Below are 21,938 nucleotides of genomic sequence, written 5' to 3' on the forward strand. Positions count from 1 at the left end.
TAACAATTTTTGCGCGGTTCATTACACTTTTTAACCTTTGGAGGACTTGGACTGCCACAGACGGAAATGAGCGCATATCTTCCATATATCGAGCAAACATCTGGCGAGCGGATAGGTTTGTTGCAGGATGAGACCGATGAGACCTGTCAGGAACCACGACGCAGATGTGAAGGCACCGAAGATGAGCAGATGAATTCCTCCCAGAACCACTGCGATACCGATGAGAGGAAAGATATGACGCAAGGCAAGCAATAAACCGAGAAATGTACCTTTTACCCCACCCTGATCCTCGGGAGCTGTAGCGCCAAACTGCATATATAACAAAGCATGATGTATGATCCATCCATATACGATCCATCCGGCTATATATGGAATGCCTGGCAGGAGCAATTGCAGCGAGTGGAATCCATCCAGAAAGATACTATACAGCTTGGGGATCAGCCAGTACGCAGGCAGCAGCAATAATAGCGTTTTAATGAAATGAAGCAGCATCATCGGTTTCCACAGTGCCTTGATCCCTCGTACAAAAGGAACACGTTCTTCTGTATGATTGAAGTGTTGTAATGAATAGAGCAGCCCTGCCTGGATGAGAGGGGTAATCAGCATGCGGAGCAGGAGCATGGCCCCAAGTATCCATAAATAGCGATGCACCTCGGGATGGGTAGACAGACTGAGCTGACTTTCCATTTTGAATAAAATGGTACTCAGCTCCCCGGCGTCAGGGTCCGGATAGCGCAGCAGCAAGGGAATGACAGCTGATTGCACCATTTTATAGATGAAGTAACCCCATACCAGCTGATAGAGAAATAAAAGTGCCACAATGAACATATGCTGACGAACGAGAAACCAGCCCTCACGTATTTTTGCTTTCACTGTCTCCACCTCACCATGACAGACCTCCGAATATAGCTTCAATAAGCTTGGTTACACTCATGCTCCAGCGGAACTTGGACGGTTCATCCAGACCGGCTTTCAAAAAGTTATTCATATGACGGTTCTCCAGCACAACGGTATATAACGGATCGGTCATGGCCCAGGATACAGGCGAGCTGTAAGTTAACTTGTACGTAATTCGACCGTTACTGCCATCCCACTCCTTGGCGACGATGTGTCCATCTTCAAAAACGATACGAACGGGTACTTTCTCGTAGTCGCTGCCCTTCTTTACTAATGTTACCGATGATTCGTACAACGTTTGACTGTCTTTCTCAATAGGCTTGACCTGGATATTCTCCACGGCGAAGTCGGCCATCCCGTCCCCATATACGTATTGATTAAAATAATCAGACCAGGATTTACGCGTCACTTGTTCCACGACCTTTTGGAAATCGGCCGAAGTGGGATGTTTGAACCGATATTTTTTGACATAAGTTGAAAGGATGCGTTCCATCGTTTTTGCCCCTACTTGTTGTTCGATGCCCAGCAGCACAAGCTTGCCCCTTGTGTAAACATTGGCTGCATAATGATTCTGGGAATCAAACTTCCAGGACTCCTGCGTGAGTGAGGCAGGTGAGGTAATTAAGCCGGATTGAACTGGGAGATTCGGAATAAGTCCGTATTCCTGCTCCATCAGTTTGTCTTCTGCGTAAGAGGTGAACCCTTCATCCAGCCAAGCTTCTTCAAATTCATTGCTGGCAACCATACCATAGAAGTACTGATGGCCAATCTCGTGTACAACCGTGCGTTCCAGATCATAGCCTGGTGTAGTGTCGTCCGCGCCGAAGGCTGTAACTAAGGTAGGATACTCCATGCCGCCTGCTCCATTGCCTGTTTTTGGGGGAACAACGATAGAGAGCGTGGAATACGGATACGGACCAAACCACTTGCTGTAATTCGAAAGAGCTGCTTTGGCTGCATAGAAGTAACGTTCCTTCAGATCCTGGTGGGCCGGGTCCAGATAGAGCTTGATTCGTACACCTGGCACGTTGGGAGTGGAGTAGGGTTCCTCCGCATAAACAAAGTCGGGTGAGGCAGCCCAGGCGAAGTCATGTACATCGTCAGCATAGAATTGATAGATCTTCTCGCCGTTTTTTATAACGGCCTGCTTCGTTGGAAACCCGGTCGCGGCAACCTTGTATGTTTCCGGTACCCGAATACGCACACTATAGATGCCAAAATCCGCATAAAACTCGGAATTCCCGTGGTACTGATGCAGATTCCAGCCCTCAGCCGTACGCCCCCGCGTGCCTGCAGGCTCGTATACACTGAGTTTGGGGAACCATTGGCCCGCCATAACGAAGTTCTCAGCGGTTCCCATACGGGCAAAGATTTTGGGCAGCTTGACCTCAAACCGGGTGTGCAGTGTAATGGTTTCCCCGCCCTTGACCGGTTTAGGCAATCTAACTTTTATGAGCGTTTTGTCTTTCATGTTTCCGTCATCCGGCTGTACATACTGCATCCGGTGCAGGAGGGAAAGCCCGTCCTCTGTTTTCATCTCTGTAATATTCATGGAGCCGTAACCGTCCGTTGGCATCACATCACCGCGAAGCTTCCCGCCGGATTCCTTCATAAATGTTGTGTCCGTAGAAGAGAATGCATTGGGGTATAGGTGGAAATAAAGTTCGCTGACTGTTTTTTTACCCGGATGAGTCCAGGTCAGCGTCTGCGTTCCCTCCAAAACATTGCCGTCTACCAGCTTCACATCCATGTGATATTCCACCACGCGGTTGCTGAACACCTCAGCAGTAGGTGTCTGTACACTTTCTGGAGGTGCCGGAGTTTGGAGCTTTGCCGGAGGCTTGCCCAATTCCGGGGCGAGCGTTGGCAAGTCGGATGTCGTAGAACGAGTGTGATCCAGAGTGATCCATATGGCTCCGGTAAACACACACAGGGCCAGAATTGCAGTAAGCCAGCTCTTGGCGCGTAGTGGAATCATCGTTAAATACCTCCCGTTGACAAGCATCTACAGCATGTATATGTTTGCAATGGGGCGATTATTAGTTAAAATATTTGTATCAACCCTTGGAGGCTATAACTATGGATCAAAACGAGCAAAACGGCAAAAAACAGATTGCCTTGAATATCGTAAGTGCCAAGAGCAAACATAAAGGTTTCGGTGCAGGCTCCATTGATCTGAACAACCTGTCACCGGTTATTATTGATAATGGCGAGGCAAAGATTGATATTGGTGCCATGCATGCAAAGAGCAAGGTAGAACGTGGAATTAAGTTTTCGACGAATCGGGAAGATGTACCTAACGGTCGCCAGGTATGGCTGGTTTGGGTGGCCGTGGACCGTACGGAACAGGGACAATTGTACGGTGGAGCAACAGCGTGCGAGATGTGGATCGATACCGAGGCGAAACGAGGATGGAAGCTGTTGGCTGACCATGTGAACCGGATGGATTATGCAATGAAACGCCGCTTCATGCTGGATGAGCTTGGACCAGAGGATCGTGCTGCTCTCAAGAAGCTGTTGATTACACACAATGAAGAGTGGTGGAACGCTTCTCCGGATGAACTAAAAGAAGCACTTTCCTGATAAAAGCCTTATATGCTGTTTTCTTTAAAAAAGAACATGAAAAGCCCCGGAACCGAAATGATCGGTTCGGGGCTTTTGCTTTACAAGTGGGGCGAGGTTTGGAAATAGTTGAACAAGACTGACCTGCAGAAAGAACCTGAAGCCGGTCAATCACAGTGACGTAATTAAGTCATTACGTAGTTGCGTCATTCTACCCACCAACGTTTAAAGTCTCTCCACCAGGAATGCTTTTCTTCCTGGATTCCTTCTTGATTCTGTACCTCACGACTTCCTTCATTCTTTTTGGGATCAGTCTTCTCCGTTGTCCCGCTACAGGTTTCTGTCGGTTCTGTGCCGTCAATGAAAACCTCAAGCCGTTTCTCTTCACAGCCATTACCCGCCAGTTTTCCGGACTCGGGATCAATATACACACTGACCACATGATCGGGAACAGGGAAGATCTTAGGCGGCACACTCGCAAGAGCCTGTTCTGTAAATTGGGCAAACATTGGTGCTGCACGGCGTCCATCCGACGTGGAGATGGCTTTGCCCTGATCATAGCCGACCCATACTGCGGTGGAGAGTTCGGGGGTGAAGCCAACCATCCAGGCATCCGTATTGGTCGTACCGGTTTTGCCTGCTACGGGGCGCTTAATCGTTGTTGCAACCCGATTCCCTGTACCTCCATTTTCGAACACACTTTCCATTAAACGTGTCAGTACATATGCTGCGGCGGGTTCTACCACATTCTCGGCCTTGGTTTGTGGTGCTTCATAGATTACACGTCCGGCTGCATCCGTCACCTGCAGAATGGCGATAGGAGGCATCCGTTGTCCACCGGCAGCGATGACGGAGAAGGCAGAAGCCATCTCCAGTGGGCTTACGGGCGAGGTGCCCAAGGCGAGAGAAGGGACGGCACTCAGATTGCTTGTAATCCCTAGGCTTTTGGCCATATCCACAACCTGATCCGGCCCGATCTGCATTATCGTATTGACCGCATAGATATTGTCCGAAGCAGCAATTGCCTGCCTTAGATCAATTTCCCCCAGATACTTATCGCCGAAATTGCCAGGTTTATAGGTCTTGCGATCATTGTCATAGTGAAACAGGGTTGGTTCGCTATTGAAGATGGAGGCACTTGTCAGCTCTTTGGATTCCAGTGCAGCCAGATACATAATAGGCTTGAATGCAGATCCCGGCTGGCGTGTCGTCGCCAGGACATGGTTGATCTGATTGTTCCGGTAGTTTTTGCCGCCTACCATAGCCTTGATATAGCCTGTACGAGGATCTATGGACACGAGAGCTGTCTCCAGTTCACTGCTCGGATCCATGCCTTTGGCTACAGCGTCTTCAGCTGCCTTTTGCACACGCAGATCCAGAGTGGTGTATATATTTAGTCCTCCATGGTCCAGCATTGCTTCACTAATGCCCAGCTCCTTGACCGCAAGGCTGCGAATGTAATCCCGGAAATAAGGCGCGCTTTCTACTGTTTTCCGTTCACTTTCCGGTTTAAAAGACAGCATTTTCTCATAAGCCTTGTCCGCTTCGGCTTTTGTTATCTTACCGATATCGACCATGGCGGCCAGTACGATCTTCTGCCGATCCTTCGCGTTCTTCATGTGGTTATATGGAGAATAGTAGGTGGGGCCTTTTGGAATGCCTGCGAGCATGGCGCTTTCCGCCAAATCGAGCTGTTTGGCTGATTTGCCAAAATACATGCGCGAAGCTGCTTCAATTCCGTAGGCACCATGACCATAATAGATTTCATTGAGATACATTTGCAGAATTTCATCTTTGCTGTACTTCATTTCAAGCTGTGCCGTGTACATGGCCTCTTTGGCCTTGCGAGTCCAGGTCTTCTCATGGGAAAGATATAGATTTCGCGCAAGCTGTTGTGTGAGGGTGCTGGCACCTTGGGACATTTCCATATGCTGCAGGTTAACGAGCACGGCCCGTCCCACCCCTTGAATGTCAAAACCATAATGGTCATAGAATTTGCGATCCTCGACAGCCAGAGTGGCACTGACCAGGTCTGGTGAGATGTCTTGAAGCTGCACAGGTACGGAATCCTTGCCGCCTGCAGAAAAGGTGGCGATGACTTCGCCTTGGCTATCAAGCAGTCTAGAGTTGCGATCCGAATCAGCTAGAGGTAGGCTGGTCGCATATAGATAGACCAATCCTGCAATCGTTGCAATAACGCCAAGAACAGCGAGCAGAGAGAGGCTTTTGATCCATTTTAATAAACGGAACCCGCGTTTGCGGGTTTTCTGGCGATGTTGAGTCATGGAACGGGCTCCTTTCTTCTTTTCTTTCCAGTATGGGATTTCATGGACAGGGATATTCAGTCTGCCGCTGAACAGTTTAAAATGTAGCATTTCTGCAGAAAAAACCGTTTTGCAGGATAAACATCTATCGCGTATAATGCAAAAGGGTAATGAAAAGTAGCAGTTCGGCACAACATACACAAAGGCACAGAAAGACGAACAGCACCAATTGTCATTGATTCGTTAATCGGTCAGACGCTTAGCACGCTGTGGTCAATTTAATCTATATAATGAAGTGAACGCGGACCTTTCCCGCAGCCAGCAACCCTAATGCTTTGGCGCCGAACGCTGGGCGTGCTTGTGCGAACCGGGCGGCGTGCAGCGCCATGCTTGATATGGCTGATCAATAACTTTACGGAAAGAAGGTAGAGATCATGGAATTGTGGTTCACGGAGAAACAGACCCCGGCATTCGGGATTACCGCGAAGATTAAGCAGACATATGTAAGCGAGAAGACGGACTTTCAGGACTTGGCCATGGTAGAAACCGAGGAATTCGGTAACATGCTGCTGCTCGACGGTATGGTGATGACAACTGTGAAAGACGAATTCGTATATCATGAGATGGCGGCTCACCCTGCGCTGAACACTCACCCGAATCCGAAAAAAGTTTTGGTTGTAGGTGGTGGTGACGGCGGCGTTATCCGTGAAGTCATCAAACACGCTGCAGTAGAAAAAGCAGTTCTTGTCGAAATCGACGGTAAAGTTATTGAGTATTCCAAAAAATATTTGCCTGAAATTGCCGGTAAACTGGACGAGCCTAATGTTGAAGTGCTCGTGAATGACGGCTATATGCATATTATTGAACATAAAAATGAGTACGATGTAATCATCGTGGATTCCACGGAGCCTGTAGGTCCGGCTGCACCACTGTTTGAGCGTGGTTTTTATCAAGGGATCCATGAAGCACTGAAAGAGGATGGCATCTTTGTTGCACAAACCGACAACCCTTGGTTCAAAGCAGACCTGATTCAAAAGGTAAACAAGGATGTAAAAGAAATCTTCCCCATTGTACATGTATACGGCTGTAACATTCCAACGTACCCAAGCGGTCTGTGGACATTCACAATGGGCAGCAAGAAACATGATCCACTTCAAGTGGATGAGACTCAAATTCCAGAGATGGATACTAAATATTACTCACCACGTTTGCATAAGGCAGCCTTTGTACTTCCTAAATTCGTGGAAGACTTAACGAAATAAAGGGGAAATCATTAATGAAATTGGATCAAGCTTATTCTGGTAACGTATTTATTTGCAGTTCCGAGGATTATGAGAATTCGAAAGCGGTCATCTACGGGATGCCCATGGACTATACTGTCAGCTTCCGTCCGGGTTCCCGGTTCGGCCCTTCTCATATCCGCCAGGCTTCGGTTGGACTTGAAGAATACAGCCCGTACCTCGACAAGAGTATTGTCGATATGACCTACTTTGATGCTGGAGATCTGCTCTTGCCTTTCGGTAACGCAGGACGCAGCCTTGAAGTGATCAACGAGTATATCGGCAGCCTGCTGGCTGATGACAAATTCCCGATCGGTCTTGGCGGGGAGCATCTGGTCACTTGGCCAGTGATCCAACAAATGTACAAGAAATATCCGGATCTCATCCTGATTCATATTGATGCACATGCAGACCTTCGTGAAAGCTATGAAGGTGAGCCGTTGTCCCACTCGACGCCAGTACGCAAAGCAGCTGAACTGATGGGCGGCAAAAATATTTATCAATTCGGAATCCGTTCCGGCTCCCGTGAAGAGTTCCAGTATGGCCGGGAGAACATTAACTTCTACCCGTTTGAAGTCGCAGCTCCAATGAAGGAAGCTCTTCCTAAAATGGGCAATCGTCCAGTGTATGTGACCATTGATATCGATGTGCTTGATCCATCGGCTGCTCCAGGAACAGGTACAGCGGAAGCGGGCGGCATAACGTCCAAAGAACTGCTTGAAGCCGTCCACATGATTGCTGGATCGGATGTGAATGTAGTTGGTTGTGACCTGGTTGAGGTAGCGCCAATCTATGATCCAACACAACAGACACAGATTGTAGCTGCAAAGCTGATCCGTGAGATGCTGCTTGGCTTCGTGAAGTAATAACCTGAATAATGCTAAGAACATAACACTCTCTATCTGCGCGGGTCCAATTTTGCGTAGGGGAGGGTGTTTTCGTTATCAGGACACTTGTATAGGATGCTCCACCATCCTGTTTTAGCGAGTGGAATATTTGATTGAGTGGGGTTCACTTCATTGAACCTCGGCCCTCGACTATGTTATACTGGCTACAACGTAATAGGTGATATATCAAATTATTGATGTATTACATCAGGGAAGTATATGGTGGTCTGGTTCGGCCATACACTATAAAAAGAGTCCTTGTCGTTGGTAGCGACAAAGACTCTGAGGACCAGAAAGGCTGTGGACTGCCACGGCGTGCATTAAACTGAATAGCTTAGTTCAAGCGAAACCCACCGTCAGGCTCCAACCTATGAGGTGGGTTTTCGCTTGTTACGAAACTTTTTACGCAACCAACGGTATAGCCTTCGTACACTCAGTACCAGACTGAGAATCGCAGCAATCCACCGGATCACATCAAGCAACGCCACAAGTTTGACCGTCGACGTCACCCCCTCTCGGGAAGCTGCGCCGTGGTCATGAAAACATCCACCTAATTCAGAGTCCTTAACACCAATTATAGCACATATGTTCGCACGACTCTATCATTTGTTGCATACCATGAATGCCTCGTTCTATACGTTCACGAACGACCACCCTTATCTATACGATACCCATCGTAGGTGAAGTTGGCTTTTTTATTGCAGTAATGTCACTGGTGATATACAAAATGTCACTTTAGAACATGCAAATTCGGGTAAAACATAGAAGGAGGTGTCGCGATGACAACAAAGAGTACGATCACATGGAAAAGGATTGGGACATTGGCGTTATCCTTAACGCTGGCTTGGGGATTGGGGCCAGTATATGCGCAGTCCGGTGTAAGTGCTGCTGCAGTTTCATCCACTTGTGGAAGTGGAGATCACGGATTGTCTGCTGCATTGAAGAAAGGCAGTGGTGTGGAAGATCAGCATCTGCAGTTTACAGACATTGATTTCCTGAACAACACAACGGGTCGTGCTGCAGGGGAGGGGTTCCTGATTGGCACCTCGAATGCGGGCTGTACATGGCAATCCATCTATACAGGACAATGGCAGTTCATGCAGATCGATTTTCCGAATAACGTAAATGGATTTGCCTTAGCGCAAATGAAGGATTCTGCCAAGACGTATCTTATTTGCACGACAGATGGAGGATCACACTGGAACCGACTTGATACCCCTGGCATGCAGTTCAAGCGAATTGATTTTAAAAATAAAAATGAAGGTTACGGCTACACCTATAATGGTGCGTATCAGACACAGGACGGCGGATTAAGCTGGATTAAAATCCATACCCCCGCAAATACAAGATCGGTGGCTTTCACCACAAATAAACAAGGCTATGCTGTACAAGTTGTACCGGGCTCGGGATATCAGCTGCTCCGGACAACAGATGGGGGTAAGAACTGGACAACCTCTCTCAAAGTCGCTTCGGACACGTGGAATGGGGCAGATCTATATGCAAACGGGAAGCAGGTATGGGCTGTCCTGTATGGTGATGCAGGCATGTCCCAACAATCGTATTCCCTATATGCAAGCGAGAATGAAGCCAGAAGCTGGAAGCAGGCTTTTGCTCAGTCGACAGCAGGTGGAGGCCCTGCGCCGGGTGGCAGCAATTTAGGGAAAGGAAAAGGCCCGGCAGACCCGGGGGGTCATCCTGGGAACATGTCGCTAATTGGTGATCAGACTGCTTATCTCTCAGGTGGATCTCCTGCTGCTGGTAAAGTGGGCATTGGTCGTTCGTATGATGCAGGTTCCACGTGGAGAAATATCGACCTGAAGGATCCGGGTTATAGCTCACGCATCTCATTCCCATCAGCCCAAACAGGCTGGCTCGTTGTAACGAGTGATAACTCACCTGCCATTTATCAAACGACAGATGGCGGAACTTCTTGGGCACAAAAAATGTTGTTACCTTCAGAGCGGGATTAAATGGCACTTTAATTTGAAATAACAACCAACCAAATTCACTAATAGAAACGAAAACAAACCATTTCGTAGCTCTATGTTGAATCTGCAAAATAAACAAGCCCTTTCCAGATGAATTATGCTGGCAAAGGGCTTGTTTTTGTAAAAATAAAAACGGTTGAAACCTGTTTAAAAACAAGTTATTGTAAGCGATAACAACACATTTTGGGAGGTTGAAATAATGGTCAATGTTACTTTAAAGGCAAATTCGGATCAAGGATTAATAAATCGCAATATATATGGTCATTTTTCTGAGCACTTGGGACGCTGTATTTACGAAGGGATCTGGGTAGGGGAAGATTCACCTATTCCGAATACGGAAGGGATACGCAATGACGTGCTGACAGCACTGCAGAAGCTGAATATTCCGGTACTTCGCTGGCCAGGTGGTTGTTTTGCTGATGAGTATCACTGGAAGGATGGCGTTGGCCCGAAGAATGAACGTGCACGCATGATCAATACAAACTGGGGCGGCGTGGAAGAGAACAACCATTTTGGAACACATGAATTCCTAAGATTGTGTGAGTTGTTAGGAACAGAACCATATATCAGTGGCAATGTGGGTAGCGGAACCGTCCATGAAATGCAGCAGTGGGTTGAATACATAACGTTTGACGGGGAATCTCCCATGGCCAACTGGCGCAAGGATAACGGTAGGGATAAGCCATGGAAACTGACTTACTTTGGTGTGGGTAATGAAAACTGGGGATGCGGCGGTAACATGCGTGCCGAGTATTACGCGGATGAGTATCGTCGGTATGCTACATATGTACGTAATTATTCTGATAATCAGATCTATAAGATTGCCTGTGGTCCCAACGAGGACAATTACCACTGGACAGAAGTATTGATGCGTGAAGCGGGACAGCACATGAACGGCTTAAGCCTTCATTATTATACATTACCGACGGGAGTGTGGCAGGATAAGGGCGAATCGACCGGATTTGATGATCAAGCCTGGTTCCAGACCCTGAAGCGCACATTGCGTATGGAAGAATTGATCGTGAAGCATTCCGAGATTATGGATAAATATGACCCGGATTGCAAGGTGGGACTTATTATTGATGAATGGGGAACCTGGTACAACGTCGAGCCAGGGACGAATCCGGGATTCCTGTATCAGCAAAATACAATGCGGGATGCACTGGTAGCTGGCATAAACCTGAACCTGTTCAATCGCTACAATAAACGGGTGCAAATGGCCAATTTGGCACAGATCGTTAACGTACTGCAGGCTCTGGTCCTCACAGAAGGCGAGCGTATGTTGCTTACTCCAACATATCATGTGTTTGATATGTATCAGGTTCATATGGATGCACAGCGGTTGGAGCTGAACTATGAGAGCCCTGGATATACGCTTGGTGAAGATACCATTCCTCAGCTTAGCTTATCTGCTTCCCGCAGTAAGGACGGTGTGATTCATGTAACGGCATGCAATCTGAGTCACACAGATGAACTGGAAGTGGTATGCCAGCTTGAAGCTGCAGAGTCTTCTTCCGTATCTGGTCGAATTCTGCATCATGCCGATTTTGGTGCATTCAATACATTTGAAGATCCGAGCAAGGTTGAGCCAACGGATTGGAAGGGTGTTACCTTGGTTAATCAGGAGCTGCGTTTTGTTCTGCCGCCTGCTTCTGTAGGGGTACTTGCAATCCAGGAGTAATGCGATGAGCACATCGGATTCGAGTCGTTTTGTAGCTAAGCAGGAGTCATGTAAGGGATGCAGTGATCAACATGCTGTTAACATCAGTGATTCCAAAATGGCCCGATTGGTGGAGATTGCATCGCGTTCGCGTCCTGTCGTTCAGGACGAGGAATATGAGAGGCGATTATCCTCATGTGCAGACTGTCCGGGACTGCAATATGGCAATACTTGCCGCTATTGCGGCTGTCTGGTCCAGGTTCGTGCCAAGCTGGTAGAATCGATCTGCCCGTTCCCTTATGAATCCAGGTGGTCGAACCTTTAACGTTTGATTTCATTATAATGTAACAAAGCAGGGCTGCACTTTTAGGGTGTCGCTCTGCTTTTTTTTGATGATATGGGACAAAAACTCTGAATTTGGATTTGAATTGAGCGGGTGAACTGGATATAGTTATACAGTAGAGTGTAGGATAGCGAGCTATCTAGTCATATTAGCGCGTATAGCGGTACTCGAATTCGGGAAGGGCTGTTCTCACCGGTCCTGCCCGATTTTGCGCCGCCTCGAATATATTGGAGGTTAACATTCATGTCGAACATGCGACCGGTTCAGATCCGGCTGCACAGCCGTTATGAAGGCGAAGATGTGCTGCAGGAAATGAAGGGTGAAGCCGTTTTGAAGGGTTCTGTGCTCTACGTTCGTTACGAAGAGCCACAGGCTGGACCTGAGGGCGGTATTACCCGAACAACATTGAAGCTTGGTGGACAATCCCTCAAGATTATACGCCATGGTGAGGTGGAATCGGAGCAAACGTTTGAAATGAATCGCAAGCTCCCAGGTTTTTACCGATCACCTTACATGTCATTTACCCTGTCCACGCATACACATAAGCTGGACCTTTCCATACAGGGATTGAGCGCACGCGCAGCGTGGAGCTATGACTTTTACCGCTTTGACGAAGAAGCCGGACATTTTGAGATCAGTTTGCACATACAGGAGGAACCAATTTCATGACACGTAATCCACTAGATACGATTAACGAACGGGTAAGTACCGCGATCGGCAATGCTGTTGTTGCTGCCGGCCTCGTTACGCAAGAGGAACTGCCAGCCATCACACTTGAAGTGCCGCGTGACAAGTCGCACGGGGATTTGGCGACCAACGCAGCCATGCAGCTGACCAAGATTGCCAAGCGCAATCCACGCCAGATCGCAGAAGAGATCATTGCGAATCTGAACCTTGTGGAAGCTGGAATCGAGAAGGCAGAGATTGCCGGACCAGGATTTATCAACTTCAAATTGGACAAGAGTTACCTTTACCCGGTGCTCGGGCTTGTTCATGAACAAGGTGAGAACTACGGACGGATTAATGTCGGCGAAGGGCGCAAGGTTGAGATGGAGTTTGTCAGTGCGAACCCGACAGGCAGCTTGCATCTGGGACATGCCCGCGGAGCGGCTGTGGGTGATGCGCTCTGCAACATTCTCGATTATGCCGGGTATGACGTAACACGTGAATATTACATTAATGATGCGGGTAACCAGGTGTTTAACCTGGCACGTTCCATTGAAGCGCGTTATTTGCAGGAGCTCGGTCAGGATGCCGAGATGCCGGAAGATGGTTACCACGGCGAAGATATCAAGGGATTTGCCAAGGAGCTGGTAGCCGAAAAGGGAGACAGCTTGCTGTCGATGCATCCAGGTGATCGTGCTGCCTATTTCCGTGACTACGGTCTGGAGAAAGAGCTCGATAAAATCAAGCGTGACCTGAATCGTTTCCGTGTTAACTTCGACATCTGGTTCAGCGAGACTTCATTGTACGACAATGGGGAAGTGCTTCGTGTCCTTGACGAGTTGCGTGATCGTGACGAAATTTACGAAAAAGACGGAGCAACTTGGCTGAAAACCATGCAATATGGTGACGACAAAGAACGTGTGTTGATCAAAAACGATGGCACGTACACGTACCTGACGCCGGATATTGCATATCACCGTGACAAGTATTCCCGTGGATATGACACGATGATCAACATTTGGGGAGCTGACCACCATGGATATATTCCACGGATGAAAGCAGCAATGCAGGCACTGGGTAATGACCCATCCAAGCTGGTGGTATTGATTGCACAGATGGTGAGCTTGTTCCAGAATGGCGAAAAAGTGAAGATGTCGAAGCGTACCGGTAAAGCGGTAACGATGGAAGATCTGATGGATGAAGTGGGTATTGATGCGATCCGTTACTTCTTCACCATGCGCAGCATGGATTCCCATCTGGACTTTGATATGGATCTCGCGATTTCGACGTCCAATGAAAACCCGGTATTCTACGTGCAATATGCACATGCCCGCGTATGCAGCGTATATCGTCAGGCTGAAGAGCAGGGTATTGAGCTGCTGCCGCTGGCACAGATTGACCTCTCCAAGCTGACGACGGAACATGAATTCGATCTTCTTCGCAAAATGGGCGAGCTGCCTGAAGAGATTGCCGCGGCAGCTACCGGATATGCGCCTCATCGCATGATCCGTTATGTATATGAGTTGGCTTCATTGTTCCACAGCTACTATCGTGCTGAACGTGTCATTACGGAAGACGCGGGACAAACCCAAGCGCGTCTGGCGCTGATCGGTGCCGTTCGCACCGTCATTGCGACAGCGCTCCGTCTGGTAGGCGTATCCGCACCAGACAAAATGTAAACTGTGAGGCCAAGCACCGCAGCAGCGGCTTGACCCATGGCAAAAAGTCTCCATGCATCACGCCTGCAATGCAGCGTGGACATGGAGACTTTTTGCTGTGCCCGGTGCTCCAGCCCGCCAAGGCTTGGCGGACCAGCCGGGCACCGAGCCGGCCAGCCTGCCATAGGCTGCTGCTGGCAAGACCCCAAGGGCAGCGGCAATACGCAGCTGCCCCATTACCCGCCGCCCTCCTGCATCAGCCGGAGTGCGTCAATCTCGCCACCGCGCACTTTGCTCTTCGCGGTGGTGGACTTGCGTGCGCGCAGCGGAACGGTTGCGCGCTTGACCAGTGTCTTGATCTCGCTGGGCGAGAGACCTGGATGCTTCGCGAGCAGCAGCGCAATAGCACCGCTCACATGAGACGTAGCCATGGATGTACCACTCATCTCATGGTGCTTGCCCTGCACCCAGGAAGAGATGATCTTGTCGCCCGGGGCATAGACATCCACATATGCGCCGCGGTTGCTGAAGGACGCAATCCGCCGATTTTTGTCGGTGGCTCCCACCGAAATGGTCTGCGGATAACGTGCAGGATAATCGATGCTGCGGCGTTTGCCGTCATTTCCTGACGAAGCCACAATGACGATGCCAGCCTGATGTGCACGGTTAACCACATCAAGGAGTGCCTTGCTGCGGGTTTTCATGCCGAAGCTCATATTGATAATATCGACCCGGTTACGCACACACCAGTCGATGCCCAGTACAATGTCAGAGACATAGGCGGAACCGTTATGGTCAAATGCCTTGACCGGATAGATCAGGGAACGCGGAGCTACGCCGATCATGCCTTCCGTGCTATTCGCTGCGGCGATCGTTCCAGCAATATGGGTACCATGACCGTTGTCGTCATGAGGAAGCAGACTGCGGTTTAACAGGTTGATCCCGCGAGCCAGGGAGTACCTGAGATCGGGGTGGTGGTAATCGGCACCTGTATCGATCACGCCGATTTTGATCCGGTGTCCTGTGGAGACGGACCATACTTTTGGTGCACGAATCTGCTTCACTCCCCATGGAACCCCTTGAGCTGTGGCCGGCTTGTTGTGAAGTGCTGTTGCATGAAGGGAGATTTGCATATCTTCCTCTACGGTAATCTCATTACGGTATTGATCCAGAACCTCCGGACAATGGACCGGAGCGATAATGGAGCGGGCCAGCCGTGAGGATCGTACCATGCTAAGATGAGTATGCTCATTCCGCATCCGCGAGAGCTCAAGCAGACAGGCTTCATACTGTCCAGGTTTGGCGAACCGGATCAGATACCGCCCTGCCTGTTCCGGTTCAGGACGTTGCATTCCTTCAACTAATTGATGCAAAAAACCAGTATAGTCCATTATGGGCTGCCCCCTTCGGGATGAACATGCTGAGGTATTCTATGAATGCGTTCATCTCGCGGCATGGGGAACTTGCCCTTTTTTTACAAAAAGACGTTCTCTCCGTGTCAAAACGGGCGCAGGGACATATGATGGATGGAGGGCTAGAGGGCTCTTGCGGGGACCCTGGCGAGGAGCGATCCTTCAGGGGTATACAGTCAGAAGGCGGAGGGGACTCCGTCTTTTTCATTTTTCGCTAACTTTTACAGAATCGACATATTTGCAAACGGGAAGCACAGCACCTTGAATTTATATCAAATGCCTACATAAAAACTTGCTTTTTACCGCTAAATAGGTTTTACTTAGGTTTGTTAATGGATATGTTATACGTAACGGTCCAGCTCGTAGGGATATAAAGTGAATTATGTGTGAGAGGAAGTGTCTGTCAGTGAGTACCTCGCTCAATTTGAAAATTGATAAAGAGAAGGTAAGAGAGATTCCTTTGGTTGACCTTGCCTTTATGGTGCTGAAAGCGGCCAATACGCCGTACTACTACCGTGATTTGATGAATGAGGTAGCGAAACAGCGCGGAATGACTGATGAAGAAATCAACGAGTTTATCGCCCAGCTATATACCGAGATTAATATCGATGGCCGTTTTGCCTGTGTCGGTACAAGTCTTTGGGGATTGAAACGCTGGTATCCAGTAGGTGGAACAGAAGACTCCATGACTGGTGCGAAGCGTCCACGCATTATCAACGATGAAGACGATGATCTGGAAGATGAGGACTTTGGCGAAGAGGAAGACAGCTACAACAGTGACGAAGACTTCGACAATGCCGATGATGATCAAGACGACGATGACGATGATGATGACGACGATGACGACATCTTTGATGAAGATGACAGCGATGAAGAAGTTCTGGTTGAAGATGACGAATTGGATGAAGAAGACCTCGATGAAGACGATGAAGATGAGTCCGAAGACGAGGATGATTTTGACGACGATTCCGATAAGTAACCGTCATTTTTGACGTCGATAATTTACCCGTTTTCCCCAGATAGTCAGCCTTGACAGCGAACGGGGTAACGGGTAAACTATTGCATGGGCTTATGAATGAGCGAGAATATATTTATGTTTTTTATAAAAAGTGCCCCGTCCTGCGGGAGTACTTTTTTTTGTATTTTTAGAGGCAGAATATTGCAAAATGATTGATTTCCGCACGCTCCCGGCCAAACATCCGTGGCCCATTTTTTGTATATAAAAAAACGTCGATAAGAGATGGATCGATGCTATTTTGGGGACAGGCATGGATGTTTGGCTTTCGGAAAATTTGCACCATTCTTAGCTGTAGAACAAGGTTTACACATGGTCTTCGCACAAAAGAGCAGTACGCAGATGCAGGGAATTTCTGCCATTGCTCTTTTTAACGATGATTACCTGGGAAACGGGTTACGATAACACCATATATCGCCTGAATTTCTGCATTCATATTAGGAGGGTAATAACAGTGACAAAGTATATTTTCGTGACGGGCGGAGTTGTGTCCTCCCTGGGTAAAGGGATCACGGCTGCCTCGTTGGGCAGACTGCTGAAAAACAGAGGTCTCAAGGTAACCATTCAAAAATTTGATCCATACATCAACATCGACCCGGGAACAATGAGTCCTTATCAGCACGGTGAGGTTTTTGTAACGGATGATGGCGCGGAAACGGATTTGGACCTTGGTCACTATGAACGTTTTATCGATATCAACCTCTCCAAAAACAGCAACGTCACGACGGGTAAAGTGTATTCCTCCGTTATTAGCAAAGAGCGGCGCGGAGAATACCTCGGCGGCACGGTACAAGTGATTCCGCACATTACGAACGAGATCAAGGAGCGCGTATTCCGCGCTGGACGTGAAGCAGGTTCGGATGTTGTGATCACTGAGATCGGCGGAACTGTAGGCGATATCGAGAGCTTGCCTTTCCTGGAAGCTATTCGTCAGATCAAGAGTGATGTTGGCCGTGACAACGTAATGTATATCCATGTAACGCTGATTCCTTACATCAAGGCAGCTGGTGAAGTGAAAACCAAACCAACCCAGCACAGCGTGAAGGAATTGCGCAGTATCGGTATCCAGCCAAATGTGATTGTATGCCGTACAGAGTACGAGCTGTCCAAAGACATGAAAGCCAAAATCGCTCTCTTCTGCGATATTGATGAGAATGCCGTAGTTGAATGTCGCGATGCAAGCACGTTGTATGAAGTGCCTTTGAACCTGCGCGAAGAAGGTTTGGATGAAATCGTGGTAAATCACCTGAAGCTGACCACTCCTGCACCGGATATGAGCGAGTGGGAAGGGTTGGTTGACCGCATCAGCAAATTGCAGCGTACAGTTGAGATTGCCATTGTTGGTAAATATGTAGCACTGCACGATGCTTATTTGAGTGTTGTTGAATCCCTGTCTCATGCAGGATTTGCATCCAACGCAGATGTGAAGATTCGCTGGATCCATTCCGAAGATATCACTGACGAGAACGTAGGCGACCTGCTGCATGGTGTTGGCGGTATCCTTGTTCCGGGTGGTTTCGGAGATCGTGGTATCGAAGGTAAAGTGTCAGCGATCCGTTATGCCCGTGAGAAAAACATTCCATTCTTCGGTATTTGCCTGGGTATGCAGGTTTCCGTAATCGAATATGCACGTTCCATTGTAGGCCTGAATGGTGCGAACAGCTCCGAGATTAACCCGGCTACCGAATTCCCGGTAATCGACCTGCTGCCAGAACAAAAAGATATCGAAAATCTGGGCGGTACAATGCGTCTGGGTCTATATCCTTGTAAGCTGCAAGAAGGTTCTTTGGCTATGGCTTGTTATGATGACGAGTTGGTATATGAGAGACACCGTCACCGGTATGAGTTCAACAATGAGTACCGTGAAGCGATCGAAAAAGCTGGTCTGGTCATCTCCGGTACATCTCCGGATGGCCGTTTGGTTGAGATCGTGGAACTCCCGGGGCACCCATGGTTCCTGGCTGTACAATTCCACCCGGAATTTACATCCCGTCCGAATCGTCCGCAGCCATTGTTCCGTGAATTCGTAAAAGCTTCATTGGAAAATGCAGAAAAATAATATCGAGTTTACCCTATAATGTAGAGGGGTGTTTGCCGAGTGGCCGTGTTTGCAGGCTGGTGCGGTGAGCACCTCTTTTTTGGTTCCGGCAATAGCTCACATGCAAGTGTGACGCCGATAAAATGTTTGCTGTAATTTGTGCGTGGGGCAGGATTTTAATGGGAAGGGTAGAATACTTATCATGACGACTATGGGATAGTTATCCAGATTCGGAGAAATACATGCTTTCCTAAAATCCAGGAGGTTACAGAGTGGAAAATAAAAAAGTGTTAATCGTTGATGACCAGAACGGGATTCGAATCCTCTTAATGGAAGTATTCAGCAGTGAAGGATATAACACATTCCAGGCTCCCAATGGCAAGATCGCTCTGGAAATTGTGAATACAGATAAGCCTGATCTAGTGTTGCTCGATATGAAGATTCCAGGCATGGATGGCCTTGAAATTTTGAAGCATATTAAGGAAATTGATCCGGATATCAAAGTCATCATGATGACAGCTTATGGCGAACTGGACATGATTAAGGAAGCTACTGATCTCGGTGCGCTTATGCATTTCACGAAGCCGTTCGATATTGATGAAATGCGCGTGGCAGTCAACATGCAGCTTCGCAATGATACGGCGAATAGGTGCAGCTGAATCCTGTGAATGCAGGATTTTTTTGTCTGTGCTCTATAGGGCATGTACTTCTTGGGGACAATGGGTATTTCGGCCAATTAACGAGGGAATATTGAAAATGGGAGCGGCTTCATGCGGTGTCTATGAAAACTGTGCTGCAAAGCACAGCATTTTTGCAAATGCTTGTTTAGTATTTGACATGGGATGTGGTATAATAAGCCCGTATGTGATTTCGGCTAAAAACCATAGACACAACCCAAACCCTAGGAGGATTGAAACCATGCCATTAGTTTCTATGACAAACATGTTGAACAAAGCACTTGAAGGAAAATATGCAGTTGGTCAATACAACATCAATAACCTTGAGTGGACTCAAGCGATTCTTGCAGCTGCAGAAGAAGAGAAATCTCCTGTAATCCTTGGTGTATCCGAAGGTGCAGCACGTCACATGGGTGGCTTCTACACAGTAGTTAAAATGGTAGAAGGACTTATTCATGACATGAAAATCACCGTTGAAGTTGCGATTCACCTGGACCACGGTTCCAGCTTTGATAAATGTAAAGAAGCAATCGATGCCGGATTTACTTCCGTTATGATCGACGGTTCCCACCACTCCATCGACGAGAACATTGAAATGACGAAAAAAGTCGTTGAATATGCACACGCTAAAGGCGTTTCCGTTGAAGCTGAAGTTGGTACTGTTGGCGGCCAGGAAGATGACGTTATCGGCGGCATCCAATACGCTGACCTGAACGAGTGTATCCGTATCGTCAAAGAAACAGGTATCGACACATTGGCACCAGCTCTGGGTTCCGTACACGGTCCTTACCAAGGCGAGCCAAACCTGGGCTTCAAAGAAATGGAAGAAGTTCGTGATGCGGTACAAGTTCCACTCGTATTGCACGGTGGTACAGGTATTCCTAAACATGACATCGATAAAGCCATTTCCCTGGGTACTTCCAAAATCAACGTAAACACTGAGAACCAAATTTCGTTCACAAAAGCGGTTCGTGAAGTGCTTGCAGCTAAACCAGATGCTTACGATCCACGTACGTTCATCGTACCAGGCCGTGAAGCAATCAAAGAAACCGTTAAAGGTAAAATCCGCGAGTTTGGTTCCAACAACAAAGCGTAATTTATCTTTACCAGTTCCATACTGTGAAGTGGAAAGAACACCGCCTAGCCGGTGTCTTTCCATTTTCACACCTTATTTCACGTAGGAAGCCATCAGCACGTTATGCCGTTCATCGGCTGCAAAACACGTAGGGGGACATTAAGCTTTATGGAAAAATTGATGATTAGTGGCGGACGTCCGTTACAGGGGACTGTAACCATAAGCGGCGCCAAGAACAGCGCCATTGCGCTTATTCCTGCAGCATTGCTTGCCGAATCAGAGGTTGTGCTGGATAATCTGCCACTTTTGAGTGATGTGGCGGTTTATGCGGAAATTTTGGAGGAACTCGGAGCTCGTGTATTCTGGGAAGGCAGTCAGATGAAGATCGACCCATCCGATATCAAATCTATACCTATGCCGAATGGTCCCGTGAAGAAGCTGCGTGCTTCGTATTATATGATGGGAGCATTGCTTGGACGATTCAAAGAAGCAACAATTGGTTTGCCTGGAGGCTGTAACTTCGAGCCTCGTCCGATTGATCAACACATCAAAGGTTTTGAGGCGCTTGGCGCAACAGTAACGAACGAACATGGATCCATCCATCTGCATGCCAAAGAGCTGCGTGGAGCTAAGATTTATCTGGATGTAAGCAGTGTAGGTGCAACCATTAACATTATGCTGGCGGCAACTCGTGCCAAAGGCTCTACAATTATCGAAAACGCGGCTAAAGAGCCTGAGATTATAGATGTAGCAACACTTTTGAATTCAATGGGTGCCAGCATCAAGGGTGCGGGTACCGAAACTATTCGTATTGAAGGCGTGTCGGAGCTCAAAGGCTGCCGTCATTCCATTATCCCGGACCGCATACAGGCGGGTACGTATATGATTGCCGCAGCGGCAACACGCGGTAATGTTCTGATCGACAATGTTATTCCCAAACATCTGGAGGCGTTAACTGCCAAATTGCTGGAGATGGGTGTGGGCATTGAAGAGTTGGATGAGAGTATTCGTGTCATTGGACAACCTTCCTATAGTCATGTGGATGTTAAGGCACTGGTGTACCCGGGATTCCCAACCGACTTGCAGTCTCCGATGACAAGCGTATTAACTCAAGCGACAGGCGTAAGTGTCCTGAGTGATTTTGTATACAGCAATCGATTTAAGCATGTGCCAGAACTGGTGCGTATGGGCGCCAAAATTCGAGTGGAAGGTCGTTCAGCCATCATTGAAGGCGGTGCACTGAATGCGGCCAAAGTAAAAGCATCAGATCTTCGTGCCGGAGCAGCGCTGGTCATTGCCGGTCTGACGGTTAAGGAAGGTGTGACTGAAGTGACAGGCGTCGAGTTTATTGATCGTGGATATGATCACCTCGTGACCAACCTGCGTCTTCTTGGTGCAGATGTGTGGCGTGAAACGGAATAGCGTAAGCTACCATATTGCAAGATTGGTGACTTGACGTTATTATTTTGACAGAACTGCATAACCTTACAACAATTGGGTAAACCTATTCTAATAG

The 21,938-nt window shown here is 48.1% G+C and carries 17 protein-coding genes; 13 read left to right on the forward strand and 4 right to left on the reverse strand.

What is annotated here, in order from left to right; all coding sequences use genetic code 11:
* Window positions 1-30: 30 nt before the first annotated feature.
* Together CHI14_RS29045 and CHI14_RS29050 are read right to left on the reverse strand one after the other, a co-directional pair.
* The gene (locus CHI14_RS29045; RefSeq protein WP_141236747.1) at window positions 31-873 is read right to left on the reverse strand and encodes a hypothetical protein; all 843 of its coding nucleotides are present in this window, start codon (window positions 871-873) and stop codon (window positions 31-33) included.
* Window positions 874-883: 10 nt separating this feature from the next.
* Window positions 884-2,875, reverse strand: coding sequence for a M1 family metallopeptidase (locus CHI14_RS29050; protein WP_095293466.1), 1,992 nt, complete (start codon window positions 2,873-2,875; stop codon window positions 884-886).
* A gap of 101 nt (window positions 2,876-2,976) precedes the next feature.
* Between CHI14_RS29050 and CHI14_RS29055 the strand changes: the two genes are divergently transcribed.
* Complete coding sequence (locus CHI14_RS29055; RefSeq protein ID WP_095293467.1) at window positions 2,977-3,480, forward strand: YwhD family protein; 504 nt, start codon at window positions 2,977-2,979, stop codon at window positions 3,478-3,480.
* A gap of 185 nt (window positions 3,481-3,665) precedes the next feature.
* Here CHI14_RS29055 and CHI14_RS29060 read toward each other — a convergent pair whose 3' ends face one another.
* Entirely contained in the window at window positions 3,666-5,744 is a 2,079-nt protein-coding gene (locus tag CHI14_RS29060) for a transglycosylase domain-containing protein (RefSeq protein WP_095293468.1), read from the reverse strand.
* A 413-nt stretch (window positions 5,745-6,157) separates the two neighbouring features.
* Between CHI14_RS29060 and speE the strand changes: the two genes are divergently transcribed.
* The 7 genes from speE (at window position 6,158) to argS (ending at window position 14,226) form a co-directional block, all read left to right on the forward strand.
* Window positions 6,158-6,985 (forward strand): polyamine aminopropyltransferase, encoded by an 828-nt coding sequence (gene speE / locus CHI14_RS29065; RefSeq protein ID WP_095293469.1) that lies wholly within the window; start codon window positions 6,158-6,160, stop codon window positions 6,983-6,985.
* 14 nt (window positions 6,986-6,999) lie between these two features.
* Window positions 7,000-7,869, forward strand: coding sequence for an agmatinase (gene speB, locus CHI14_RS29070; RefSeq protein ID WP_095293470.1), 870 nt, complete (start codon window positions 7,000-7,002; stop codon window positions 7,867-7,869).
* An 800-nt stretch (window positions 7,870-8,669) separates the two neighbouring features.
* Complete coding sequence (locus tag CHI14_RS29075) at window positions 8,670-9,860, forward strand: WD40/YVTN/BNR-like repeat-containing protein (protein ID WP_095293471.1); 1,191 nt, start codon at window positions 8,670-8,672, stop codon at window positions 9,858-9,860.
* 217 nt (window positions 9,861-10,077) lie between these two features.
* On the forward strand, window positions 10,078-11,559 hold the full coding sequence (locus tag CHI14_RS29080) for an alpha-N-arabinofuranosidase (protein WP_170948311.1): 1,482 nt from the start codon (window positions 10,078-10,080) through the stop codon (window positions 11,557-11,559).
* 4 nt (window positions 11,560-11,563) lie between these two features.
* Window positions 11,564-11,863, forward strand: a complete 300-nt coding sequence (locus CHI14_RS29085; protein WP_095293473.1) for a DUF6171 family protein — start codon at window positions 11,564-11,566, stop codon at window positions 11,861-11,863.
* Window positions 11,864-12,124: 261 nt separating this feature from the next.
* Entirely contained in the window at window positions 12,125-12,550 is a 426-nt protein-coding gene (locus CHI14_RS29090; RefSeq protein WP_095293474.1) for a YwiB family protein, read from the forward strand.
* Complete coding sequence (argS, locus tag CHI14_RS29095) at window positions 12,547-14,226, forward strand: arginine--tRNA ligase (protein WP_095293475.1); 1,680 nt, start codon at window positions 12,547-12,549, stop codon at window positions 14,224-14,226. The genes CHI14_RS29090 and argS overlap by 4 nt, the downstream gene beginning before the upstream one ends.
* 215 nt (window positions 14,227-14,441) lie before the next feature.
* On the opposite strand, the gene CHI14_RS29100 is transcribed toward argS, so the two are convergent.
* Window positions 14,442-15,596 (reverse strand): S8 family peptidase, encoded by a 1,155-nt coding sequence (locus CHI14_RS29100; protein ID WP_095293476.1) that lies wholly within the window; start codon window positions 15,594-15,596, stop codon window positions 14,442-14,444.
* Between the two features lie 427 nt (window positions 15,597-16,023).
* Between CHI14_RS29100 and rpoE the strand changes: the two genes are divergently transcribed.
* The 5 genes from rpoE (at window position 16,024) to CHI14_RS29130 (ending at window position 21,844) form a co-directional block, all read left to right on the forward strand.
* Window positions 16,024-16,596: a DNA-directed RNA polymerase subunit delta gene (gene rpoE / locus CHI14_RS29110; RefSeq protein ID WP_095293478.1), complete on the forward strand. Its 573-nt coding sequence runs from the start codon at window positions 16,024-16,026 to the stop codon at window positions 16,594-16,596.
* Window positions 16,597-17,086: 490 nt separating this feature from the next.
* Window positions 17,087-18,691 carry a CTP synthase gene (locus CHI14_RS29115; RefSeq protein ID WP_095293479.1) on the forward strand — a complete coding sequence of 535 codons (1,605 nt, stop codon included), beginning with the start codon at window positions 17,087-17,089 and terminating at the stop codon, window positions 18,689-18,691.
* A gap of 251 nt (window positions 18,692-18,942) precedes the next feature.
* Complete coding sequence (locus CHI14_RS29120; protein ID WP_095293480.1) at window positions 18,943-19,329, forward strand: response regulator; 387 nt, start codon at window positions 18,943-18,945, stop codon at window positions 19,327-19,329.
* Window positions 19,330-19,588: 259 nt separating this feature from the next.
* Window positions 19,589-20,443: a class II fructose-1,6-bisphosphate aldolase gene (gene fba / locus CHI14_RS29125; RefSeq protein WP_095293481.1), complete on the forward strand. Its 855-nt coding sequence runs from the start codon at window positions 19,589-19,591 to the stop codon at window positions 20,441-20,443.
* Between the two features lie 147 nt (window positions 20,444-20,590).
* Complete coding sequence (locus tag CHI14_RS29130; protein WP_095293482.1) at window positions 20,591-21,844, forward strand: UDP-N-acetylglucosamine 1-carboxyvinyltransferase; 1,254 nt, start codon at window positions 20,591-20,593, stop codon at window positions 21,842-21,844.
* Window positions 21,845-21,938: the final 94 nt, after the last annotated feature.

This window comes from Paenibacillus sp. 7516, assembly GCF_002272715.1.
Taxonomy (GTDB): domain Bacteria; phylum Bacillota; class Bacilli; order Paenibacillales; family Paenibacillaceae; genus Paenibacillus; species Paenibacillus illinoisensis_A.